The sequence below is a fragment of the Streptomyces sp. NH27 genome (genome assembly GCF_056859195.1).
In genome coordinates this window covers 1-17,088 of the sequence record NZ_JACEGK010000108.1, presented here as the reverse complement: position 1 = coordinate 17,088, position 17,088 = coordinate 1, and the positions used below count along the sequence as shown (strand labels likewise).

The following is a 17,088-nucleotide window of genomic DNA, read 5'->3' as shown; positions in this document are numbered from 1 at the left end:
GCTACGACGTCTGCCCCGTCGCCATCAACATCCCCGAAATCCTCGTCCACCTCCGCGAACGCGTCGTCCAAGGCAGCCCAGTCACCATCCACGGCACCCGCACCACCATCAAACCCGCCAAAGGCCACGCAGCCGAACGAGCCGCAATGCGCGCCGGCCGATGGACACTCGACCACCCAGGAGCGTGGAGCGCGACCCAACGAATGGCCGCCGCCACCCGCCGCCTCCACCCACGACGACTCCCCCTACCCGGCCCCGCCAAGGCATGGAGCGACAACCGAGACCTCCCCGAGGTACCCGCGGAATCGTTCCGCGAATGGTGGCAGCAGCGGGAGAAGGACGCGAAGCGTGGAAAGGGCGAGCAGCAGTGAGCGACAACGACCACAGCCGTACCGAGATCCTGCGCCGTATCCGCGCCGCGCTGGGCGACGTGCCCGATAGGTCCGACGACCTGCCGGTCACCCGGGACTACGCCATCGTTCACGGCGAGCGCACCCCGGAGCAGAGCACCGACCTGCTCGCCGAGCACCTCGCGGACTACCGCGCCCACGTCCACCGCTGCACCGCCGCCGACCTGCCCCGTACGATCGCCGGACTGCTCACCGCGCACGGCAGCCGTACGGCCGTGGCGCCCGCCGGACTACCCGAGGCGTGGCTGAGCAACGCGACGGACATCGAGATCACCGTCGGCGGCGATGACCTGGGCACGCATGAACTCGACCGTATCGACAGTGTCGTGACCGGCTGCGCGCTCGCCATCGCCGAGACCGGCACCATCGTCCTGGACGCCGGCCCGGACCAGGGCAGGCGCCGGATCACGCTCGTGCCGGACCACCATGTCTGCGTCGTACGGGTGCCGGATCAGGTAGTGGACTCGGTGCCGCAGGCGCTGCCCAGGCTGGACCCGGTCCGCCCGATGACCTGGATCTCGGGCCCCTCGGCCACCAGCGACATCGAACTCGACCGCGTGGAAGGCGTACACGGCCCGCGCACGCTGGACGTCGTGTTGGTGTCGGGGGTCGAGCCGCCGGCGTCCGGACCGGCGCCGGGTTCAGCGTGAGCCGGACGCGGCCGACCGGCTGACCTTCAAGGCCCATATCACCAGCGGCACTTGGAGGGGCAGCCGGGCGTAGGCGGCGGCCTTGAGCGGGGCGGGGCGGTGCCGCCAGTCGTAGGCCATCTTGACGTTGGCCGGGAAGACCGCGGCGAAGAAGCCGGCGGTGAGCAGGCCACCGGTCCTGCGGGTGGCCGGCAGCGTGACGGCGGCGGCGAGCGCGAGCTCGGCGACGCCGCTGGCCCGGGTCCAGTCGCGGGGGCTGCCCGGCAGGGCGGTGGGCACGGTGCCGTCGAAGGGCTCGGGCCGCAGGAAGTGCAGGGCGCCGGCGGTCGCGAGCAGTCCGGCGAGCAGTGGCGCGGGGCGTATGGGCACGTGGACGACCTCCTCGAACGGGCGGACGATTCCCAGGAGGCCCACCCTACCCGCGGGTAGGGTCGCGTCGGCAAGCCCGAGCGCCGGATTTCAGGGCGCGGTGGCCGCCGGTTCGAGTGCGGCCGGTTCGCCGGCGGTCGATCGGGGGGCTGCCGCGTCGGAAACGGTCGATTCGGCGGTGATCGCTTCGGCGGCGGCCGCGTCGACGTGCTGTGCGCCGCGCCGGCTCAGGGCCGCGTACCGCCCGTCGAGGTCGAGGAGTTCGTCGTGGGTGCCGCGTTCGACGATGCGGCCTGCGTCGAGGACGGCGATCTGGTCCGCGTCACGGATCGTGGACAGCCGGTGGGCGATGGTGATGGTGGTCCGGCCTGCCGAGAGGGCGTCGATCGCGTCCTGGACGGCGGCCTCGGTGCGGGTGTCGAGCGCGCTGGTGGCCTCGTCCAGGATCAGCACCGGCGGGTCGCGCAGGATCGTACGGGCTAGGGCCAGGCGCTGCTTCTCGCCGCCGGAGAAACGGTAGCCGCGCTCGCCGACGAGGGTGTCGTAACCGTCGGGCAGGCCCGCGATGTGGTCGTGGATCTGCGCGGCCCTGGCGGCGGCCTCGATCTCGGCGTCGGTGGCGTCGGGCTTGGCGAAGCGCAGGTTGTCGGCGACGGAGGCGTGGAAGAGGTAGGTCTCCTGGGAGACGACGCCGACCGCGGCCGCGAGTGTGTCGAAGCTCAGGTCCCGCACGTCGGTGCCGTCGAGCGTGACCTTGCCGCCGGTCACGTCGTACAGGCGCGGTACGAGGTAGCTGAGCGTGCTCTTGCCGGAGCCGGTCGCGCCGACCACGGCCAGGCTGCCGCCCGCGGGCAGGGTGAGGTCGATGCCGCGCAGGGTGGGCGCGGCGGGCTTGCCGCCCTCCGCCTCGTAGGCGAAGTCGACGTTCTCGAAGCGGATGTCGCCGCGGACCCGGTCGATGCGCACCGGGTCGGGCCGCTCGGTGATGTCCACGGGCAGGTCGAGGTACTCGAAGATGCGCTGGAACAGCGCGAGCGAGGTCTGCACCTCCACGCCGGTGGCGAGCAGCTGGACGGTCGGCCGGAACAGGCCCTGCTGGAGGGTGACGAACGCGACCAGGGTGCCGATGGAGATCGCCGAGCCGGGACCGCCGCCGCCGGTGAGGCCGGCCGCCCAGTACAGCAGCGCGGGCATCGCGGACATCACGATGCCGATCACGGCCATCCGCCAGCGGCCCTGCATGTTCGAGCGCACTTCCAGGTCGACCAGGCTCTCGGACTCGGTCGAGAAGTCGCGGGTCAGGGAGTCGGCCCGGCCCATGGTGCGGCCGAGCAGGATGCCGCTGACCGACAGCGACTCGGTGACGATCGCGGACAACGTGGCCATCTGCTTCTGCCGCTGGGTGGCGATCTTCTTCCGCTCGCGGCCGACCTTGCGGGCGACCCAGACGAACACCGGCAGCAGGAGGAGCGAGACGACCGTCAGCTTCCAGTCCAGGGCGACCATGGCCACCACCGCGGCGACGACCGAGGTGAGGTTCGAGACCAGGGACGTGGCGGTGGACGTGACGGTGGCCTGCATGCCGCCGATGTCGTTGGCGATCCGGGACTGCACCTCGCCGGTGCGGGTGCGGGTGAAGAAGGCGAGCGACATCCGCTGGAGCCGCTCGTAGACGGACGTGCGCAGGTCGTGCATGACGCGCTGGCCGACGGTGGTGGAGATCAGGGTCTGCATCACGCCGAACACGCCGTTGGCGACGGCGGTGGCGATCATGCCCAGCGCGAGTACGGCGAGCAGGCCGGTGCGGCCCTGCGGGATGGCGGTGTCGAGGATCGCGCGCAGCAGGAACGGCGACGCGACCGACACCAGCGAGGACAGGCCGACCAGCAGGCCGACGAAGACGAGGCGAGCGCGGTAGGGGCGGAACAGGCGCATGATGCGGCGGACGTCGACGTCCGCACGGGTGCCGGGTGTGCGTTTCGGTGGCGTCCACCGGCTGACGAGGTCGTTCTCGGGGCGCAAAGGGCTCCTCCGGGTTCGGGTACGAGTTGGGGTGTGGGACACCGCAAGCATAGGGAGTATAGGTCATTGTTACCTATGCTCACAATGAGGTGTCTCCCTGATAGCCTGGGGCCATGGACCCCCGCACCACCGCGACCGCCGAGGAGAGCGCGGCCGGACAGGCTTCACGTCAGGCGGACGGCGAGGCAGCAGCTCAGGTATCCGGCCAGGCGGCCGCGGCCGGCCAGGCGCGCGATCACGCCGCCGCGCAGACCGCCGGGAGGACCGCCGAGCAGGCGCGCGACCAGGCCGCCGGCCGAGCGCCCGTGCCCGGCGCCGACGAGGTCACCGGCCGGCTCGCCGACCAGTTGCTGATACTGAGCCGGCGGCTGCACCGCTCGCAGCGGCGGCTGATGGAACCGTTGGGCATCACCCCCGCCCAGTCCCGGCTACTGCGCACTCTCGCGCACTGCGACGCACCGCCACGGATGGCCGACCTCGCGCAGCGCCTCGACGTGGTGCCGCGCGCGGTCACCACGCTCGTGGACGCGCTGGAGGAACTGGAACTGGTCCGGCGGGTACCCGATCCGCACAACCGGCGGGTGATCAGGATCGAGTTGCGGGAGGACGGCGCGCGGGCGCTGTCCGCGCTGCGCGGGGCGCGCCGGGACGCGGCAGCCGAACTGCTGGCACCGCTGGACGGCGAGCAGCGCGCCGCGCTGTCGGCGCTGCTGGACGTACTCGGCGAGGGCGAGCCCTCGGGACACGGTGGGCACAGTGGGCACCACCGGGCCGGGGCCCCGGAGAAGTAGCAAAAACAAGTGGCGCGCCGCAAAGGACATGCGGCGCGCCGTTCACCAGCAGCGGGCGGCTACTTCGTGATGTCGACCGCGCCATCGCTCGTGGCGCTCGCCGCGCTGCTCCCGCCACCCTGGGCCGGCACCAGGGTCGGAGTGAGCACCGCGGTGCAGGCGCTGCAACGCTTGGCGGCGGCGGGGATCGCGGTCAGGCACTCCGGGCACTCGCGCATAGGCGCGCTCGCAGTCTTCGGGAAGAACTTCTCCTGCATGCGGTTCATCGGCAGCACGACCAGGAAGTAGATCACCGCCGCCACGATCACGAAGCTGATCGTCGCGTTGATGAACACGCCGTACGGGAACGTGACTCCCGAGGCGTGGAAGCTGCGGTGGCTGAAATCACCGGTGGCACCGCTCACCAGGCCGACGATCGGGGTCAGGAACGCCCCGACGAAACCGTTCACCAACGCGGTGAAAGCCGCACCGACGACGATACCGACCGCCAGGTCGACGACGTTGCCGCGCAGCAGAAATGCCCGAAAGCCCTTCATGTGGGGGGTCTCCTCTGTAACCAAGATGTGGAGCCACACAGTGTGCCGTTTACGGCCACGGAGCTGCAAAACCGGTGTGGTTGAGGTCACCCACACGAGTGAGTGCGGCGGTCGAAAACCGTTTGACCCGACGGCCGGTGCGCGGCGAGTCTTGCACGGCTCACGGTTGTTTCCGGCCCGATTGCGGGGGATCGCCCGGAACACCCGGAGCGCCGTACATCTTCCGCTCCCGCCCGGGCCGCAGTTCCGTCCGGGCCCCGACTCCTGCCCGCACCCACGCATCCACCCCAGGACATCATGCCGTCCCTCAACAGCCTCCCCTTCGCCGACCCGGGTCGGCCCGACACCCGTTCCGGCCGCCGGCTCCTGATCTGGCTGGAGTTGGGCCAGTGGCGCGCTCAGCTGGCCGCGGCCGCGTGGGGCACGCTCCACATGGCGTCCGTGGCGTGCTTCCCCGCAGTGGTCGGGGCGGCCGTGCAGGCCGTGGTGGACCGCTCGGGCACCCGTCTGGTGCTGGCCGGCGTCGTGCTGCTCGTGCTCGGGCTGCTCACCGCGCTCGGCGACACGATGCTGCACCGCACCGCGGTCACCAACTGGGTCAGCGCCGCCACCAGGGTGCAGCAACTCCTCGCCGCCAAGGCGGTCGAGCTGGGCGCGGTCCTGACCCGGCGGGTGGCGGCGGGCGAAGTGGTCGCGGTCAGCACCGGCGACGTCGAGAAGATCGGCTGGTTCGTCGAGGCGCTGGCCCGCTTCACCTCGGCGCTGCTGGCCACGGTCGGCGTGGCCGTGGCGCTGCTGGTGTACGAACCGAAACTCGGTGTCGTGGTCGCCGCGTCCGTACCGGTGCTGGCGCTGTCCGTACTGCCGCTGCTGCCCGCGGCCACCCGCCGTGCCGACCTCCAGCGGGAGAAGGGCGGCCGGGCCACGGAACTGGCGGCCGACACCGTGGCGGGGCTGCGGGTGCTGCGCGGGATCGGCGGCGAGGAGCTCTTCCTCGACCGCTACCGCCGCGTGTCGCAGGAGGTCCGCCGGGCGGCCGTGCACAGCGCCCGGATGTGGGCCACCATCGCGGCCGTCCAGGTGGCGCTGCCAGGACTGCTGCTGGTCGGCGTCGCCTGGTACGGGGCGCGGCTGGCGCTGGACGGGCAGATCTCGGTCGGCGAACTGGTCACGGTCTACGGCTCGGTGTCGTTCCTGATGTTCCCGCTGCAGAACTTCGAGGAGATCGCCATGGCCTGGTCGTTCTCCCGGCCGTCGGCGAAGCGTGCCGCGCGGGTGCTGGCGCTGCGGCGGAGCGACGTCGACGGAGCCGCCCGCGGGGCGGTCGGGGAGGCGGTCGGTGGGTCGGCCGGCGGGTCGATCGGTGGGGCGATCGGCGAAGAGGGCGTGGCCGCCCGGACGGACTCCGCCGCGCTCTCGGGCGAGTTGCACGACCCGGGAACGGGGCTGCGCGCGCCGTCCGGGCTGCTCACGGCCGTGGTGGGCGGGGACCCGGACGCCGCGGGCCGGCTCGCCGACCGGCTGGGCGGGCACAGCCCGGTCGCCGTCGAGGGCGAGCCCTCGGCACTGCTCGGCGGCAGGGCGCTGGACGCCGTACCGCTGGCGGTGGCCCGCGCGGCCGTACTCGTGCACGACAAGGACCCGGTGCTGCTGTCCGGCACCCTGGCCGATCTGCTCGACGTGCCCGCGTCCGGCCGCGTCAGCGCCCCGGCGGCGCTGGCCGCCGCGCAGTGCGCCGACGTGCTCGACGCGCTGGTACGTTCCCTGGCCGGCGCCGACGCGGACTCCGGCGACGCGATGCGGGCCCGGATCATCGAGCGCGGCCGGTCGCTGTCCGGCGGGCAGCGGCAACGGCTCGCGCTGGCCCGCTCACTGGTGGCCGACCCCGAGGTGCTGGTGCTCGACGAGCCGACATCGGCGGTCGACGCCCACACCGAGGCGCGGATCGCCCACGGTCTGCGGGAGATCCGCGCCGGCCGTACCACCGTGGTGTTCACGTCGAGCCCGCTGGTCCTCGACCGGGCCGACCGGGTGGTGTTCGTCCACGACGGCACGGCGGTGGCAACCGGCAACCACCACGAACTGCTGCGTACGACCCCGCTGTACCGGGCCGTGGTCACACGTGAGGGTGACGCGCAGGGTGACGACGCGGCCGAGACCGCCGAAGCAGCCGGCGACACCGAAACAGCCGCCGTCACCGAAGCAGCCGGTGTCCGTGGCGACATGTCGATGGAGGAGCCCGCATGATCGGCGTACGACCGCCGGAGCACGACCCCTCGATGCCGGCCCAGAACAGCACCACACTGCCGGTCGGCTCGTCCGCCACGGTGCGCGGCTACGTCCGCGAGCTGGCCCGGCGGCACCGGGGCGCGTTCGCCGTGCTGCTCGGTGTCAACACGGTCGCGGTCGTCGCGTCGATGGTCGGGCCGTTCCTCCTCGGCGATCTGGTGCAGGGCCTGTCGGACGGCCACCACGACATCCATCTGACGCGTACCGTCTGCCTGTTCCTGGCCGCACTGGCGGTGCAGGCGTGCTTCGTGCGGCTGGTACGGCTGCGCGGGGCGGTGCTGGGCGAGCGCATGCTCGCCGACCTGCGCGAGGACTTCCTGGTGCGCTCGATCTCCCTGCCGCCCGGCGTGCTGGAGCGGGCCGGGACCGGCGACCTGCTGTCGCGGATCACCACCGACATCGACCGGCTGTCGGAGGCGATGCGGGAGGCGGTGCCGCAGCTCGCGGTCGCGGTGGTGTGGGCGCTGCTGCTGCTCGGCGCCCTCGCGGTGACCGCCCCGCCGCTGGCGCTGGCCGTAGTGGTGGCGCTGCCGGTGCTGATCGTGGGCTGCCGCTGGTACTTCCGGCGCGCGCCGCACGCCTACCGCGCGGAGGTGGCGAGTTACGCGGCCGTCGCCGCCGCGCTCGCCGAGACCGTCGACGCCGGCCGCACCATCGAGGCGCACGGCCTGGGCGACCGTCGGGAGGAGTTGTCCCGGACCCGGCTGCGGAACTGGATCGGCTGGAGCCGCTACACGCTGTGGCTGCGCAGCGTGCTGTTCCCCGCGATCAACATGACGCACGTGCTGATCCTGACCTCGGTACTGATGATCGGCGGCGGCTTCGCGCTGCACGGCTGGCTGGCCGTGGGCGCGCTGACCACGGGCGCGATGTACGCGCAGATGCTGGTCGACCCGATCGGCCTGATGCTGCGCTGGTACGACGAGTTGCAGACCGCGCAGGCGTCGCTGGCCCGGCTGGTCGGGGTGCGCGAGGTCGCGGTCGACAAGGGCGACGGGGCGCTGGTGCCGGACGGCCGGACCATGACCGCGGACCACGTGCGGTTCGGCTACGTCGCGGGCACCGATGTGCTGCACGATGTGTCGCTGAACGTGCCGCCCGGCACCCGGCTGGCGCTGGTCGGGCCGTCGGGCGCGGGCAAGTCCACTCTCGGGCGGCTGCTGGCCGGGCTGTACGCGCCGCGGACCGGCGAGGTCACCCTCGGCGGGGCCGCGCTGGCCCGGATGCCCGCCGAGCGGGTCAGGGAGCACGTCGCCCTGGTCAACCAGGAGCACCACGTTTTCGTCGGCACCCTCCGCGACAACCTGCGGCTGGCCCGCCCGGCGGCCGACGACGGCGAGTTGTGGGAGGCGCTGGCCGCCGTCGACGCGCAGGAGTGGGCGCGTGCGCTGGCCGACGGCCTGGACACCGAGGTCGGCTCCGGCGGCGCCACCCTCACCCCGGCGCAGGCCCAGCAACTCGCGCTCGCCAGGCTGGTGCTGGCCGACCCGCACACCCTGGTGCTCGACGAGGCGACCTCCCTGCTCGACCCGCGCGCCGCCCGCCACCTCGAACGCTCCCTGTCCCGCGTACTGGACGGCCGTACCGTGGTGGCCATCGCCCACCGCCTGCACACCGCGCACGACGCCGACGTGATCGCCGTGGTCGAGGACGGCCGGATCAGCGAGTTGGGCAGCCACCACCAACTGGTCGAGGCGGAGGGCGCGTACGCGGCACTGTGGCGCTCCTGGCACGGGTGAGACCGCTGGAGCGGGCAAGCCTCTTGTCTTGGAACGGGCGAGGCTGCTGGAGCGGGTGAGGAGTACCGGGGGCAGGGCTCGGCACCTGGCCGTTGACGCCCTGGTCCCGTACCTCACTCGCGGCGCGGCGCTGTCCGACGCCAACACGCTGCTCGGCATGGCCGCCGCCGCGACGTCCATCGCGGGCCCGGTGCTCGCCGGCGTCCTGACCGCGGTCAGCGGTGCGTCCTGCGTGCTCGCCCTGGACGCCGCCAGCTACGCCGTGAGCGTCGTCGTGCTCCTCCTGCTACCGAGCGCGGCACCGCCCGCCGCACGTGTCTCGTCCTTCGCTGCGGACCTGAAAGAAGGCTGGACCGCGTTCCGCTCCCGCACCTGGCTGTGGGTGACCACCGCGCACATCGGCCTGATGAACCTCCTCGTGTGGGGACCGTTCCTGGTCCTCGGTCCCGTCGTCGCCCGGCAGCGGCTCGGCGGCGCGTCGTCGTGGGGTGTGGTGATGGCCGTCGACGGGGCTGGCGCGGTAGCCGGCGGCGTCGCCATGCTCGGTCGCCGTCCGCGCCGGCCGCTGTTCGCGGCGATCGCTGCCTCGCTGGGCTGGTCGTTGCCCTCCGCCGCGCTCGCCACCCGCCTGCCGCTGGCGTGGGTGTGCGTCGCCGCCTTCCTGGCGGGCATCGGCTCGGCGGTCTGCGGCACGCTCTACACGGCCGCCGTGCAGCGTCATGTGCCGCGCGAGGTCCTTGCCCGGGTGAGCGCCTACAGCTCCTTCGGGGCCTTCGTCCTCGGCCCCGTCGGTCTGGCCGCCGCCGGGCCGGTCTCCCTGCTCGTCGGCACGTCGGGAGTGCTCGGCTTCGGCGTGGCGTGGCAGACCTCTGCGGTGATCGCGGTACTCGCCCTTCCCGCGATACGCGCCGCCCGCCCGCCCCGGCCGCCGCACCCTCGTTGCGGCGACTCCACCGAGCGGCCGGCTGACGACGGTGCGGTTAGCCGAACAGCCCGAGGGCACCGACGGCGCAGACACCGCCCGTCACGAAGAACACCGGGGTGAGTATCTTGATCTCCACCCAGCTCCCGGCCCGGAAGCGCATGAACTTCGGCGGACCCAGCGGATGCCAGCGCCTACGGCCGACAGGTATCGGCCACAGGATCGGGCACCCGGAGACGGTCAGCGCGTCGCCGAGGCAGTGCACCAGCGCACCGAGCACAATCGGCATGCCGATCCACATGTAGTGCTGGCCGGGCTCGGTGAACAGCCACGCCTTTCCGTTGCCCGGGTCGTCCAGCGCATCGGCGAGCATCCAGGCGCTCGTCGCGCCGAGCAGCCACACCAGGACGTGGCTGGAGGCGCGTGCCTGCCGCCACAGCAGGCCGTCCACGGCGAGCACCATGTGCACGAAGAGGATCGCCAGCACCGCCCACCGGCCGCCGTAGACGGCCAGCGCCGAAAAACCGACGCCGAGCAGCGCCGCCCACAGCCAGGTGTGGGTCAAGGTCCGGTGGCCGCCGGCGCGGCGAGGGTCACCGCTCATGCGGGTCGTCCTGTAGGCGGTGTGGGAGAGCGCGTCAATGAACTTGCAGGCCAGGTGGGACAGCGGGCCGAAGGCCCGGGAGATGGTCGCGGCCTGGTGGTCCAAGTCGGGCGCCAGGGCCGCACCCGCACAGATCAGCGCACCGACCACGAGAGTCGGCCACGGCATAGGGTCGCCGAGGCCGGCCGCGATGGCGCCGACGCCCAACCAGGCCGTCGCTCCCGACAGCGAGTGTGCTGGTCCCATCATGGTGTAGCGATACCCCCGATTCGGCCGCCCGCAGGCGGAGTTGACGCGTGGTCGACGCCACACCCTACCCGTGGTGATCATCGGCTTCACCGCCGGTTCCGCCCTTGGGCGCCCGGACGGGCAAGATGGAGGGGTGACCCTTATCGATCAGCTCCCTTCCGACGCCGACCCCGATGCCCTCTTCGAAGCGTTCTCGACATGGGCCGAGGGACAGGGCATCACCCTCTACCCGGCCCAGGAGGAGGCGCTGATCGAGGTGGTCTCGGGGGCGAATGTGATCCTCTCCACCCCCACCGGCTCCGGAAAGAGCCTGGTGGCGGCGGGTGCGCACTTCGCCGCGCTGGCCCGCGACGAGGTCACCTTCTACACCGCGCCGATCAAGGCGCTGGTCTCGGAGAAGTTCTTCGACCTGTGCAAGATGTTCGGCACCGAGAACGTCGGCATGCTCACCGGCGACGCTTCGGTCAACCCGGACGCCCCGGTGATCTGCTGCACCGCAGAGGTGCTGGCCTCGATCGCGCTGCGCGACGGGCGGAACGCCGACGTCGGCCAGGTCGTCATGGACGAGTTCCACTTCTACGCCGAACCGGACCGTGGCTGGGCGTGGCAGATCCCGCTGCTGGAGCTGCCGCAGGCACAGTTCGTGCTGATGTCGGCGACGCTGGGCGACGTGGCACGGTTCGAGGAGGACCTGACCCGGCGCACCGGGCGGCCCACCGCGGTGGTCAGGTCCGCGACCCGACCGGTGCCGCTGAGCTACGAGTACCGCACCACACCGCTGACCGAGACCCTCACCGAACTGCTGGAGACCCGCCAGTCGCCGGTGTACATCGTGCACTTCACACAGGCCGCCGCGGTGGAGCGGGCGCAGGCGCTGATGAGCATCAACATGTGCACGCGGGCCGAGAAGGACGCCATCGCCGACCTGATCGGCAACTTCCGCTTCACCACCGCCTTCGGCCGCAACCTGTCCCGCTACGTGCGGCACGGCATCGGGGTGCACCACGCGGGGATGCTGCCGAAGTACCGCCGGCTGGTGGAGAAGCTGGCGCAGGCAGGGCTGCTGAAGGTGATCTGCGGCACCGACACCCTCGGCGTCGGCGTCAACGTGCCGATCCGGACGGTGCTGTTCACCGCGCTGGCGAAGTACGACGGGCAGCGGGTGCGTGTGCTGCGGGCCCGGGAGTTCCACCAGATCGCCGGGCGTGCCGGGCGCGCCGGCTTCGACACGGCCGGCTTCGTGGTGGCGCAGGCTCCCGAGTACGTGATCGAGAACGAGAAGGCGCTGGCCAAGGCCGGCGACGACCCGAAGAAGCGCCGCAAGGTGGTGCGCAAGAAGGCTCCGGAGGGGTTTGTCGGCTGGGGGCAGAACACCTTCGAGAAGCTGATCGCCTCCGAGCCGGAGGCGCTGACCTCCCGCTTCCGGGTCACCCACGCGATGCTGCTGTCGGTGATCGCCCGGCCGGGCAACGCCTTCGACGCGATGCGGCGGCTGCTGGAGGACAACCACGAGGACCGCAGGTCCCAGCTGCGGCACATCCGGCGGGCCATCGCGATCTACCGCTCGCTGCTCGACGGCGGTGTCGTGGAGCGGCTCGACGAGCCGGACTCCGAGGGCAGGATCGTCCGGCTCACCGTCGACCTCCAGCAGAACTTCGCGCTCAACCAGCCACTGTCCACCTTCGCGCTGGCCGCCTTCGAACTCCTCGACCCCGGCTCCCCCTCCTACGCCCTGGACATGGTCTCCGTGGTGGAGTCCACCCTGGACGACCCCCGCCAGATCCTCGCCGCCCAGCAGAACAAGGCGCGTGGCGAGGCGATCGCGGAGATGAAGGCCGACGGGGTGGAGTACGAGGAGCGGATGGAGCGGATTCAGGACGTCTCCTACCCCAAGCCGCTGGAGGAGCTGCTCCTGCATGCCTACGGCGTGTACCGCAAGAGCCATCCGTGGGTCGGCGACCACCCGCTGTCGCCGAAGTCCGTCATCCGCGACATGTACGAACGGGCCATGACGTTCTCGGAGTTCGTCTCCAACTACGAGCTGGCCAGGACCGAGGGCATCGTGCTGCGCTACCTGGCCGGCGCCTACAAGGCGCTTGACCACACCGTGCCCGACGACCTGAAGTCGGAGGACTTCCAGGACCTCACGGCCTGGCTCGGCGAACTGGTACGGCAGGTCGACTCCAGTCTGCTCGACGAGTGGGAGCAACTGGCCAACCCCGAGGTGGAGAGCGCCGAGGAGGCCGCCGAGCGCGCCGACCAGGTCAAGCCGGTGACCGCCAATGCCCGCGCCTTCCGGGTACTGGTCCGCAACGCCCTCTTCCGCCGGGTCGAGCTGGCCGCGCTGGAGAAGTACCATCAACTCGGCGAGCTCGACGCCGAGTCCGGGTGGGACGCCGACGCCTGGGCGGATGCCATGGACGCCTACTGGGACGAGTACGACGACCTCGGCACCGGACCGGACGCCCGCGGCCCGAAGCTGCTGCTCATCGAGGAGCAGCCGGAGCACGGCCTGTGGCGGGTCCGGCAGACCTTCGCCGACCCCAACGGCGATCACGGCTGGGGCATTTCGGCGGAGGTGGACCTCGCGGCCTCCGACGAGGAGGGTCGCGCGGTGGTCCGGGTCACCGACGTAGGCGAGTTGTGAGGGCGTCCGCGCACCCGGCCGCCCGAACATGCACCCTCGCCCACAGCCGCTGACCGGTTCCTGCGCCCCAGCAGCCGCAACAGCCCGCGCAGGACCGGCCGGCCGTCGTCGCCCGCGCTGTCCGGCCGGGCCGGTCCGGCGGCGCCGGGTTCGGCGGATTCGGGGAGTTCAGCGAGCTCCGGAAGATCAGTGGCGAGCCCTTCCGGCAGCGGCAGCAGAAGCGGTGAGGACATGGAGGGAGGCGCCACGGACGGCACGGACAACGCAGGAGGTTCGGGGGCGAGTTCTGCGGCGGCACCTACGGCGCGTCCTGGGGCGGGCCGCAACTCCCTTGCCCGCCCGAGCGCGTCGGCCAGCGCCACGAGGGCCAGCGCGATCTCGTCCGGATGGTCGGCGGTGGTGATCGCCTTGATCTGCTCGGGTGCGGCAAGACCGGGACGGCCAGGTGGCAGGGCGGCGCGCAGCTTGCGCAGATGCGCGCGTTCGTAAGGATCGGGCACCGCGCTGTCGACGAACTCCGGCCCGAGCAGTGCCGACCAGACGGCCGCCTCGTCCCACGCGTCGTAGGCATCGCGCACGAGTTGGGCGACGCGGCGGGAACGCCAGCCGCGGGCCCGCTCGTCCTCGCCATCGGCCACCGCGGCCCGCAGCCCCTCGGGCAAGGGGCCGCGCAACAGCGCAGGGCTGTGCTCGGCGAGCACCGGAAGGTCCCGGGCGAGATACATCCACACCAGCGCGTGATACCGGTTCACATACCAGCGGACCGGGCGCATGTGCCCTGCCCTGGCCAGCCGGACGAACCGCTCCCGGCCCACGCCGAGTTCCTTCGCCGCCTCGGCGCTGCCGACGAGCCGGAGGCGGTCGAGCAGCGGCAGCGGATGGCCACCCTCGGCGACGAGCCGGTCCACCTCGTCGGGTCTGACCTTCCAGCTACGCGACCCGCACGCGACCGTGGAGACCTCACCGATCTGCACGGCGAGGTCGAACTCGTCGTAGTCGAGGCCCAGCGCGTCCCGGGCCCGGCCGAGCGTCATCAAGGGGGCGTCCGCCGTCGCCCGCGGTGGCCCGTCCGCCACGAGCCGGTCCTGCCGCGCCCGCTCCGGCCCACCATGCTCCGGCCCGGCGGCCTCACCCAGCCCACCGCGGACCGAGCCACCACGATCTGGACGGCCGCGGTCCACACGGCGCCGATCCTGCCTCGACCGCGCCGCCCGCGCCCGGTCCACGCTCGCCTGTCCGGCCCGGTTCTGCACCTGCCGCTGCTGCGTCGCACCCATCTCCATCACCTTCCGCGAAGTTCGATCACTGACAGTGACCAAACTAGCGCGGAAAGTCGAACCTCCGCGGAGAGCCTGTGGATAACTCCGAAATCCGGACGAAACCCGCAGCTCAGGCGTGTGCTGTGCCGGACTGCCGCGGCGCGACGCCGAGATGTTCGCCGACCCGGCGCACCAGCCGTGTCATCTCGTACGCGACCTGGCCGATGTCCGCGTCCATCCCGCTGAGCACGGACAGGCAACTTCCGTCGCCCGCCGCCGTGACGAAGAGGAAACCCTCCTCGAACTCGATCATGGTCTGCCGCACCCCGCCGGTGCCGAACTGCCGGCCGGCGCCCTTGGCAAGGCTGTGGAAACCCGATGACACAGCGGCCAGGTGCTCGGCGGTCGGCCGGTCGAGATCACCGCTGGCACCCGTGACCAAGCCGTCGTTGGACAGCACGAGCGCGTGCTGCACGTGTGGCACCCGCTTGGTCAGGTCATCGAGCAGCCATGCGAGCCCGTTGCCCACCGTCATGGCCTACCTCCCATCTCCGCTGCGGTACGCAGCCTGGTACGCCGAACGCGCAAGAGCAAGCCCCTCCCCGTGCCGACCGCAGTCGGACGGCCGTTCGCACGGCTCCGGACGGATGGAATCAGCCACCACGCGGGGCATACATGATGACGCCGACACCGACGAGGCAGACCACCGCGCCGATCACGTCGAAACGGTCCGGCCGGTAGCCGTCGAGGATCATGCCCCACACCAGCGAACCCGCGACGAACACCCCGCCGTACGCCGCCAGGATGCGCCCGAAGTCGCCGCTCGGCTGGAGCGTCGCGACGAATCCGTAGCAGCCGAGGAAGACGACACCCGCGGCGATCCAGCCGATTCCGCGGTGCTCGCGCAAGCCCTGCCAGATCAGCCACGCACCGCCGATCTCCAGAACGGCGGCGAGAAGGAACAAGGCAACGGAGCGCAGCGTGATCATGCGACCATGATGCATGGCCGGATTGGAGCGCGGACACGACCGGGTGCGGGAGTTCTTCGCGGCGCGGGCCGCCGGCTGGGAAGTGCGCTTTCCTGACGACAGCCCGGCGTTCGCGGCCGTGATCGCCGAGTTGGGGCCGCGGCGGGGCAACGCGGTGCTCGACGCGGGATGCGGTACGGCGCGGGCGCTGCCGCAGGTGCGGACCGCGGTCGGGCCCGAGGGCATCGTCGTCGGTGTGGATCTGACTCCCGAGATGCTGCGGGAGGCGGTCGCGCTCGGCCGCCGAGCACATGGCGCGCTGATCGAAGCCGACTGCACGCGACTGCCGCTGGCGTCAGGCGTGTTCGACGCCGTGCTCGCCTCGGGGCTCGTGCACCATCTCCCCGATCCGGCCGCCGGCTTGCGCGAACTCGCCCGCGTCACCCGGCCGGAGGGCCGTCTCGCGCTCTTCCACCCGTGCGGCCGCGCCGCGCTCGCCGCCCGCCACGGCCACCCGCTCCCGCCCGACGATGTGCGCGCGCAGCCCCGAATCGGGCGGCTGCTCGGCAGCACCGGATGGGAGTTGCTGCTCCTCGACGACTCCGACGCGCGCTATCTGGCGCTGGCGGTCAGGAAGCCCTGAACGGACGGACGGAACCCGCCGCGGCGGAGAAGCTGTTCGATCCCCTCGGACGACCCGGCCCCGCGGCTCGGGGCAGCTTCCTGCCCTTGGCGCTACGGCGCGGGCCAGGGCCGGGGTGGACGTCGGTGTGGGTGAGGTCCTCGCAGGCGAGCGCCACCTCGACGGAGACGCCCGTGGCCGCCGCGTGTGCGAGCCGCTCGCGGACCTCGCGCGGGGTGCGCGGGCGGTAGCCGGGGCCGTCGAGGCAGCACAGGCAGGTGGGGTGGAACCGGAGCCCGGCGGCCAGCACGGCGGCGAGGGCGCGCCAGCCCGCGGTGTCCCGCCTACGTGGCACGGCGAGTTGCTGGCCGGCGTCGACGAGCGGACCGCCGCAACGCGGACAGGCGTCCCCGCGGCCGCCGTTGCCGTGCTTCTTCCACGAAGCGCGGCACGGCACGCAGACGAAGTGGGAACGCCCGATCTGGGACATGGCCGCGATGGTAGGCGGCAACTCCCCGGCGCCGCCAATGGTTTGCGTCGAGCGCGCCTGTTCCTGCGCCGTACCGGACCGCTTCGCGCACGGTTTCCTCACTTCCATGCCCCTCGACGCGGAGGTTACCGGCTGGTTAGGGTGCGGCGGACCGGGCGGGCGACAGGGAGGTAGGGATGGGCGGCAACGCGGAGGACACGCCGGAGGAGGACGCGCTGCTCGTGCTGACCGCGGCGATGCTGGCGCCTGGCGGTTTCCCCGGTGTGCTGGGCGACGACTACCCCGCGGCGTGCGCGCGGTTGGGGCTCGAACCGCTGGTGGGCGGCTACGGCTTGGTGTTCGGGCAGGACTCCGCCGGGGCGCGCTGGACCGTGGCCACGACCGACGCCGCGATGGTCGCGTGCGCGCTGGCCGCATGGGACTGCGGGCTCGAGTACGACCTGTCGCCGGACGAGAGCACCATGATCGCGTCCCTGCCGGGCTGGCCGCTGCCGGTCGCCGTCGCGGCGCCCGGCATCCCC

At 72.2% G+C, this 17,088-nt stretch carries 16 protein-coding genes and 1 pseudogene; 9 read left to right on the top strand and 8 right to left on the bottom strand.

What is annotated here, in order from left to right; translation table 11 throughout:
* Both AC13HU_RS11855 and AC13HU_RS11850 read left to right on the top strand, forming a co-directional pair.
* Positions 1-371 (top strand): lactate utilisation protein LutB domain-containing protein (locus AC13HU_RS11855; RefSeq protein ID WP_483041768.1); only part of this gene is annotated, 371 nt, incomplete at its 5' end.
* Complete coding sequence (locus AC13HU_RS11850) at positions 368-1,060, top strand: LutC/YkgG family protein (RefSeq protein ID WP_483041767.1); 693 nt, start codon at positions 368-370, stop codon at positions 1,058-1,060. The genes AC13HU_RS11855 and AC13HU_RS11850, both read left to right, overlap by 4 nt.
* On the opposite strand, the gene AC13HU_RS11845 is transcribed toward AC13HU_RS11850, so the two are convergent.
* Both AC13HU_RS11845 and AC13HU_RS11840 read right to left on the bottom strand, forming a co-directional pair.
* Entirely contained in the window at positions 1,052-1,429 is a 378-nt protein-coding gene (locus tag AC13HU_RS11845) for a DoxX family protein (RefSeq protein ID WP_483041766.1), read from the bottom strand. The two genes, AC13HU_RS11850 and AC13HU_RS11845, sit on opposite strands and share 9 nt — an antisense overlap.
* A gap of 90 nt (positions 1,430-1,519) precedes the next feature.
* Entirely contained in the window at positions 1,520-3,364 is a 1,845-nt protein-coding gene (locus tag AC13HU_RS11840) for an ABC transporter ATP-binding protein (protein WP_483041770.1), read from the bottom strand.
* A gap of 392 nt (positions 3,365-3,756) precedes the next feature.
* Here AC13HU_RS11840 and AC13HU_RS11835 point away from each other — a divergent pair, with 392 nt between their 5' ends.
* Positions 3,757-4,242, top strand: coding sequence for a MarR family winged helix-turn-helix transcriptional regulator (locus AC13HU_RS11835; RefSeq protein WP_483041769.1), 486 nt, complete (start codon positions 3,757-3,759; stop codon positions 4,240-4,242).
* Positions 4,243-4,301: 59 nt separating this feature from the next.
* Here AC13HU_RS11835 and mscL read toward each other — a convergent pair whose 3' ends face one another.
* Positions 4,302-4,778, bottom strand: a complete 477-nt coding sequence (mscL, locus tag AC13HU_RS11830; RefSeq protein ID WP_483041765.1) for a large conductance mechanosensitive channel protein MscL — start codon at positions 4,776-4,778, stop codon at positions 4,302-4,304.
* Between the two features lie 297 nt (positions 4,779-5,075).
* Between mscL and AC13HU_RS11825 the strand changes: the two genes are divergently transcribed.
* The 3 genes from AC13HU_RS11825 to AC13HU_RS11815 are packed head-to-tail and all read left to right on the top strand — an operon-like array spanning position 5,076 to position 9,851.
* Positions 5,076-7,025 (top strand): ABC transporter transmembrane domain-containing protein, encoded by a 1,950-nt coding sequence (locus AC13HU_RS11825; RefSeq protein ID WP_483041764.1) that lies wholly within the window; start codon positions 5,076-5,078, stop codon positions 7,023-7,025.
* Positions 7,022-8,806, top strand: coding sequence for an ABC transporter ATP-binding protein (locus AC13HU_RS11820; RefSeq protein ID WP_483041763.1), 1,785 nt, complete (start codon positions 7,022-7,024; stop codon positions 8,804-8,806). Before AC13HU_RS11825 ends, AC13HU_RS11820 begins: the two co-directional genes overlap by 4 nt.
* Before the next feature lie 28 nt (positions 8,807-8,834).
* On the top strand, positions 8,835-9,851 hold the full coding sequence (locus tag AC13HU_RS11815; RefSeq protein WP_483041762.1) for an MFS transporter: 1,017 nt from the start codon (positions 8,835-8,837) through the stop codon (positions 9,849-9,851).
* On the opposite strand, the gene AC13HU_RS11810 is transcribed toward AC13HU_RS11815, so the two are convergent.
* Complete coding sequence (locus AC13HU_RS11810; protein ID WP_483041761.1) at positions 9,787-10,581, bottom strand: metal-dependent hydrolase; 795 nt, start codon at positions 10,579-10,581, stop codon at positions 9,787-9,789. The genes AC13HU_RS11815 and AC13HU_RS11810 overlap by 65 nt on opposite strands.
* 133 nt (positions 10,582-10,714) lie before the next feature.
* On the opposite strand from AC13HU_RS11810, the gene AC13HU_RS11805 reads away from it, so the two are divergent.
* Positions 10,715-13,228 (top strand): DEAD/DEAH box helicase, encoded by a 2,514-nt coding sequence (locus AC13HU_RS11805; RefSeq protein ID WP_483041760.1) that lies wholly within the window; start codon positions 10,715-10,717, stop codon positions 13,226-13,228.
* Here AC13HU_RS11805 and AC13HU_RS11800 read toward each other — a convergent pair.
* From AC13HU_RS11800 to AC13HU_RS11790, 3 genes are all read right to left on the bottom strand, one after another.
* Positions 13,135-14,505 (bottom strand): DUF6397 family protein, encoded by a 1,371-nt coding sequence (locus tag AC13HU_RS11800; protein ID WP_483041759.1) that lies wholly within the window; start codon positions 14,503-14,505, stop codon positions 13,135-13,137. The two genes, AC13HU_RS11805 and AC13HU_RS11800, sit on opposite strands and share 94 nt — an antisense overlap.
* Before the next feature lie 112 nt (positions 14,506-14,617).
* The gene (locus tag AC13HU_RS11795; RefSeq protein ID WP_335976321.1) at positions 14,618-15,022 is read right to left on the bottom strand and encodes a roadblock/LC7 domain-containing protein; all 405 of its coding nucleotides are present in this window, start codon (positions 15,020-15,022) and stop codon (positions 14,618-14,620) included.
* Positions 15,023-15,140: 118 nt separating this feature from the next.
* Positions 15,141-15,476, bottom strand: coding sequence for a YnfA family protein (locus AC13HU_RS11790; protein WP_483041758.1), 336 nt, complete (start codon positions 15,474-15,476; stop codon positions 15,141-15,143).
* 13 nt (positions 15,477-15,489) lie between these two features.
* On the opposite strand from AC13HU_RS11790, the gene AC13HU_RS11785 reads away from it, so the two are divergent.
* Positions 15,490-16,098: a class I SAM-dependent methyltransferase gene (locus AC13HU_RS11785; RefSeq protein WP_483041757.1), complete on the top strand. Its 609-nt coding sequence runs from the start codon at positions 15,490-15,492 to the stop codon at positions 16,096-16,098.
* On the opposite strand, the gene AC13HU_RS11780 is transcribed toward AC13HU_RS11785, so the two are convergent.
* Complete coding sequence (locus AC13HU_RS11780) at positions 16,085-16,567, bottom strand: hypothetical protein (RefSeq protein ID WP_483041756.1); 483 nt, start codon at positions 16,565-16,567, stop codon at positions 16,085-16,087. The genes AC13HU_RS11785 and AC13HU_RS11780 overlap by 14 nt on opposite strands.
* 176 nt (positions 16,568-16,743) lie before the next feature.
* Between AC13HU_RS11780 and AC13HU_RS11775 the strand changes: the two are divergent.
* Positions 16,744-17,088 (top strand): annotated as a pseudogene (locus AC13HU_RS11775) (hypothetical protein); the annotation flags it as partial.

Excerpts from the sequence above, each read along its gene's own strand:
- mscL (WP_483041765.1), bottom strand. The coding sequence starts at position 4,778 with ATGAAGGGCTTTCGGGCATTTCTGCTGCGCGGCAACGTCGTCGACCTG.
- AC13HU_RS11780 (WP_483041756.1), bottom strand. The coding sequence starts at position 16,567 with ATGTCCCAGATCGGGCGTTCCCACTTCGTCTGCGTGCCGTGCCGCGCT.
- AC13HU_RS11800 (WP_483041759.1), bottom strand. The coding sequence starts at position 14,505 with ATGGGTGCGACGCAGCAGCGGCAGGTGCAGAACCGGGCCGGACAGGCG.
- AC13HU_RS11795 (WP_335976321.1), bottom strand. The coding sequence starts at position 15,022 with ATGACGGTGGGCAACGGGCTCGCATGGCTGCTCGATGACCTGACCAAG.
- AC13HU_RS11785 (WP_483041757.1), top strand. The coding sequence starts at position 15,490 with ATGGCCGGATTGGAGCGCGGACACGACCGGGTGCGGGAGTTCTTCGCG.
- AC13HU_RS11810 (WP_483041761.1), bottom strand. The coding sequence starts at position 10,581 with ATGATGGGACCAGCACACTCGCTGTCGGGAGCGACGGCCTGGTTGGGC.
- AC13HU_RS11820 (WP_483041763.1), top strand. The coding sequence starts at position 7,022 with ATGATCGGCGTACGACCGCCGGAGCACGACCCCTCGATGCCGGCCCAG.
- AC13HU_RS11825 (WP_483041764.1), top strand. The coding sequence starts at position 5,076 with ATGCCGTCCCTCAACAGCCTCCCCTTCGCCGACCCGGGTCGGCCCGAC.
- AC13HU_RS11790 (WP_483041758.1), bottom strand. The coding sequence starts at position 15,476 with ATGATCACGCTGCGCTCCGTTGCCTTGTTCCTTCTCGCCGCCGTTCTG.
- AC13HU_RS11840 (WP_483041770.1), bottom strand. The coding sequence starts at position 3,364 with ATGCGCCTGTTCCGCCCCTACCGCGCTCGCCTCGTCTTCGTCGGCCTG.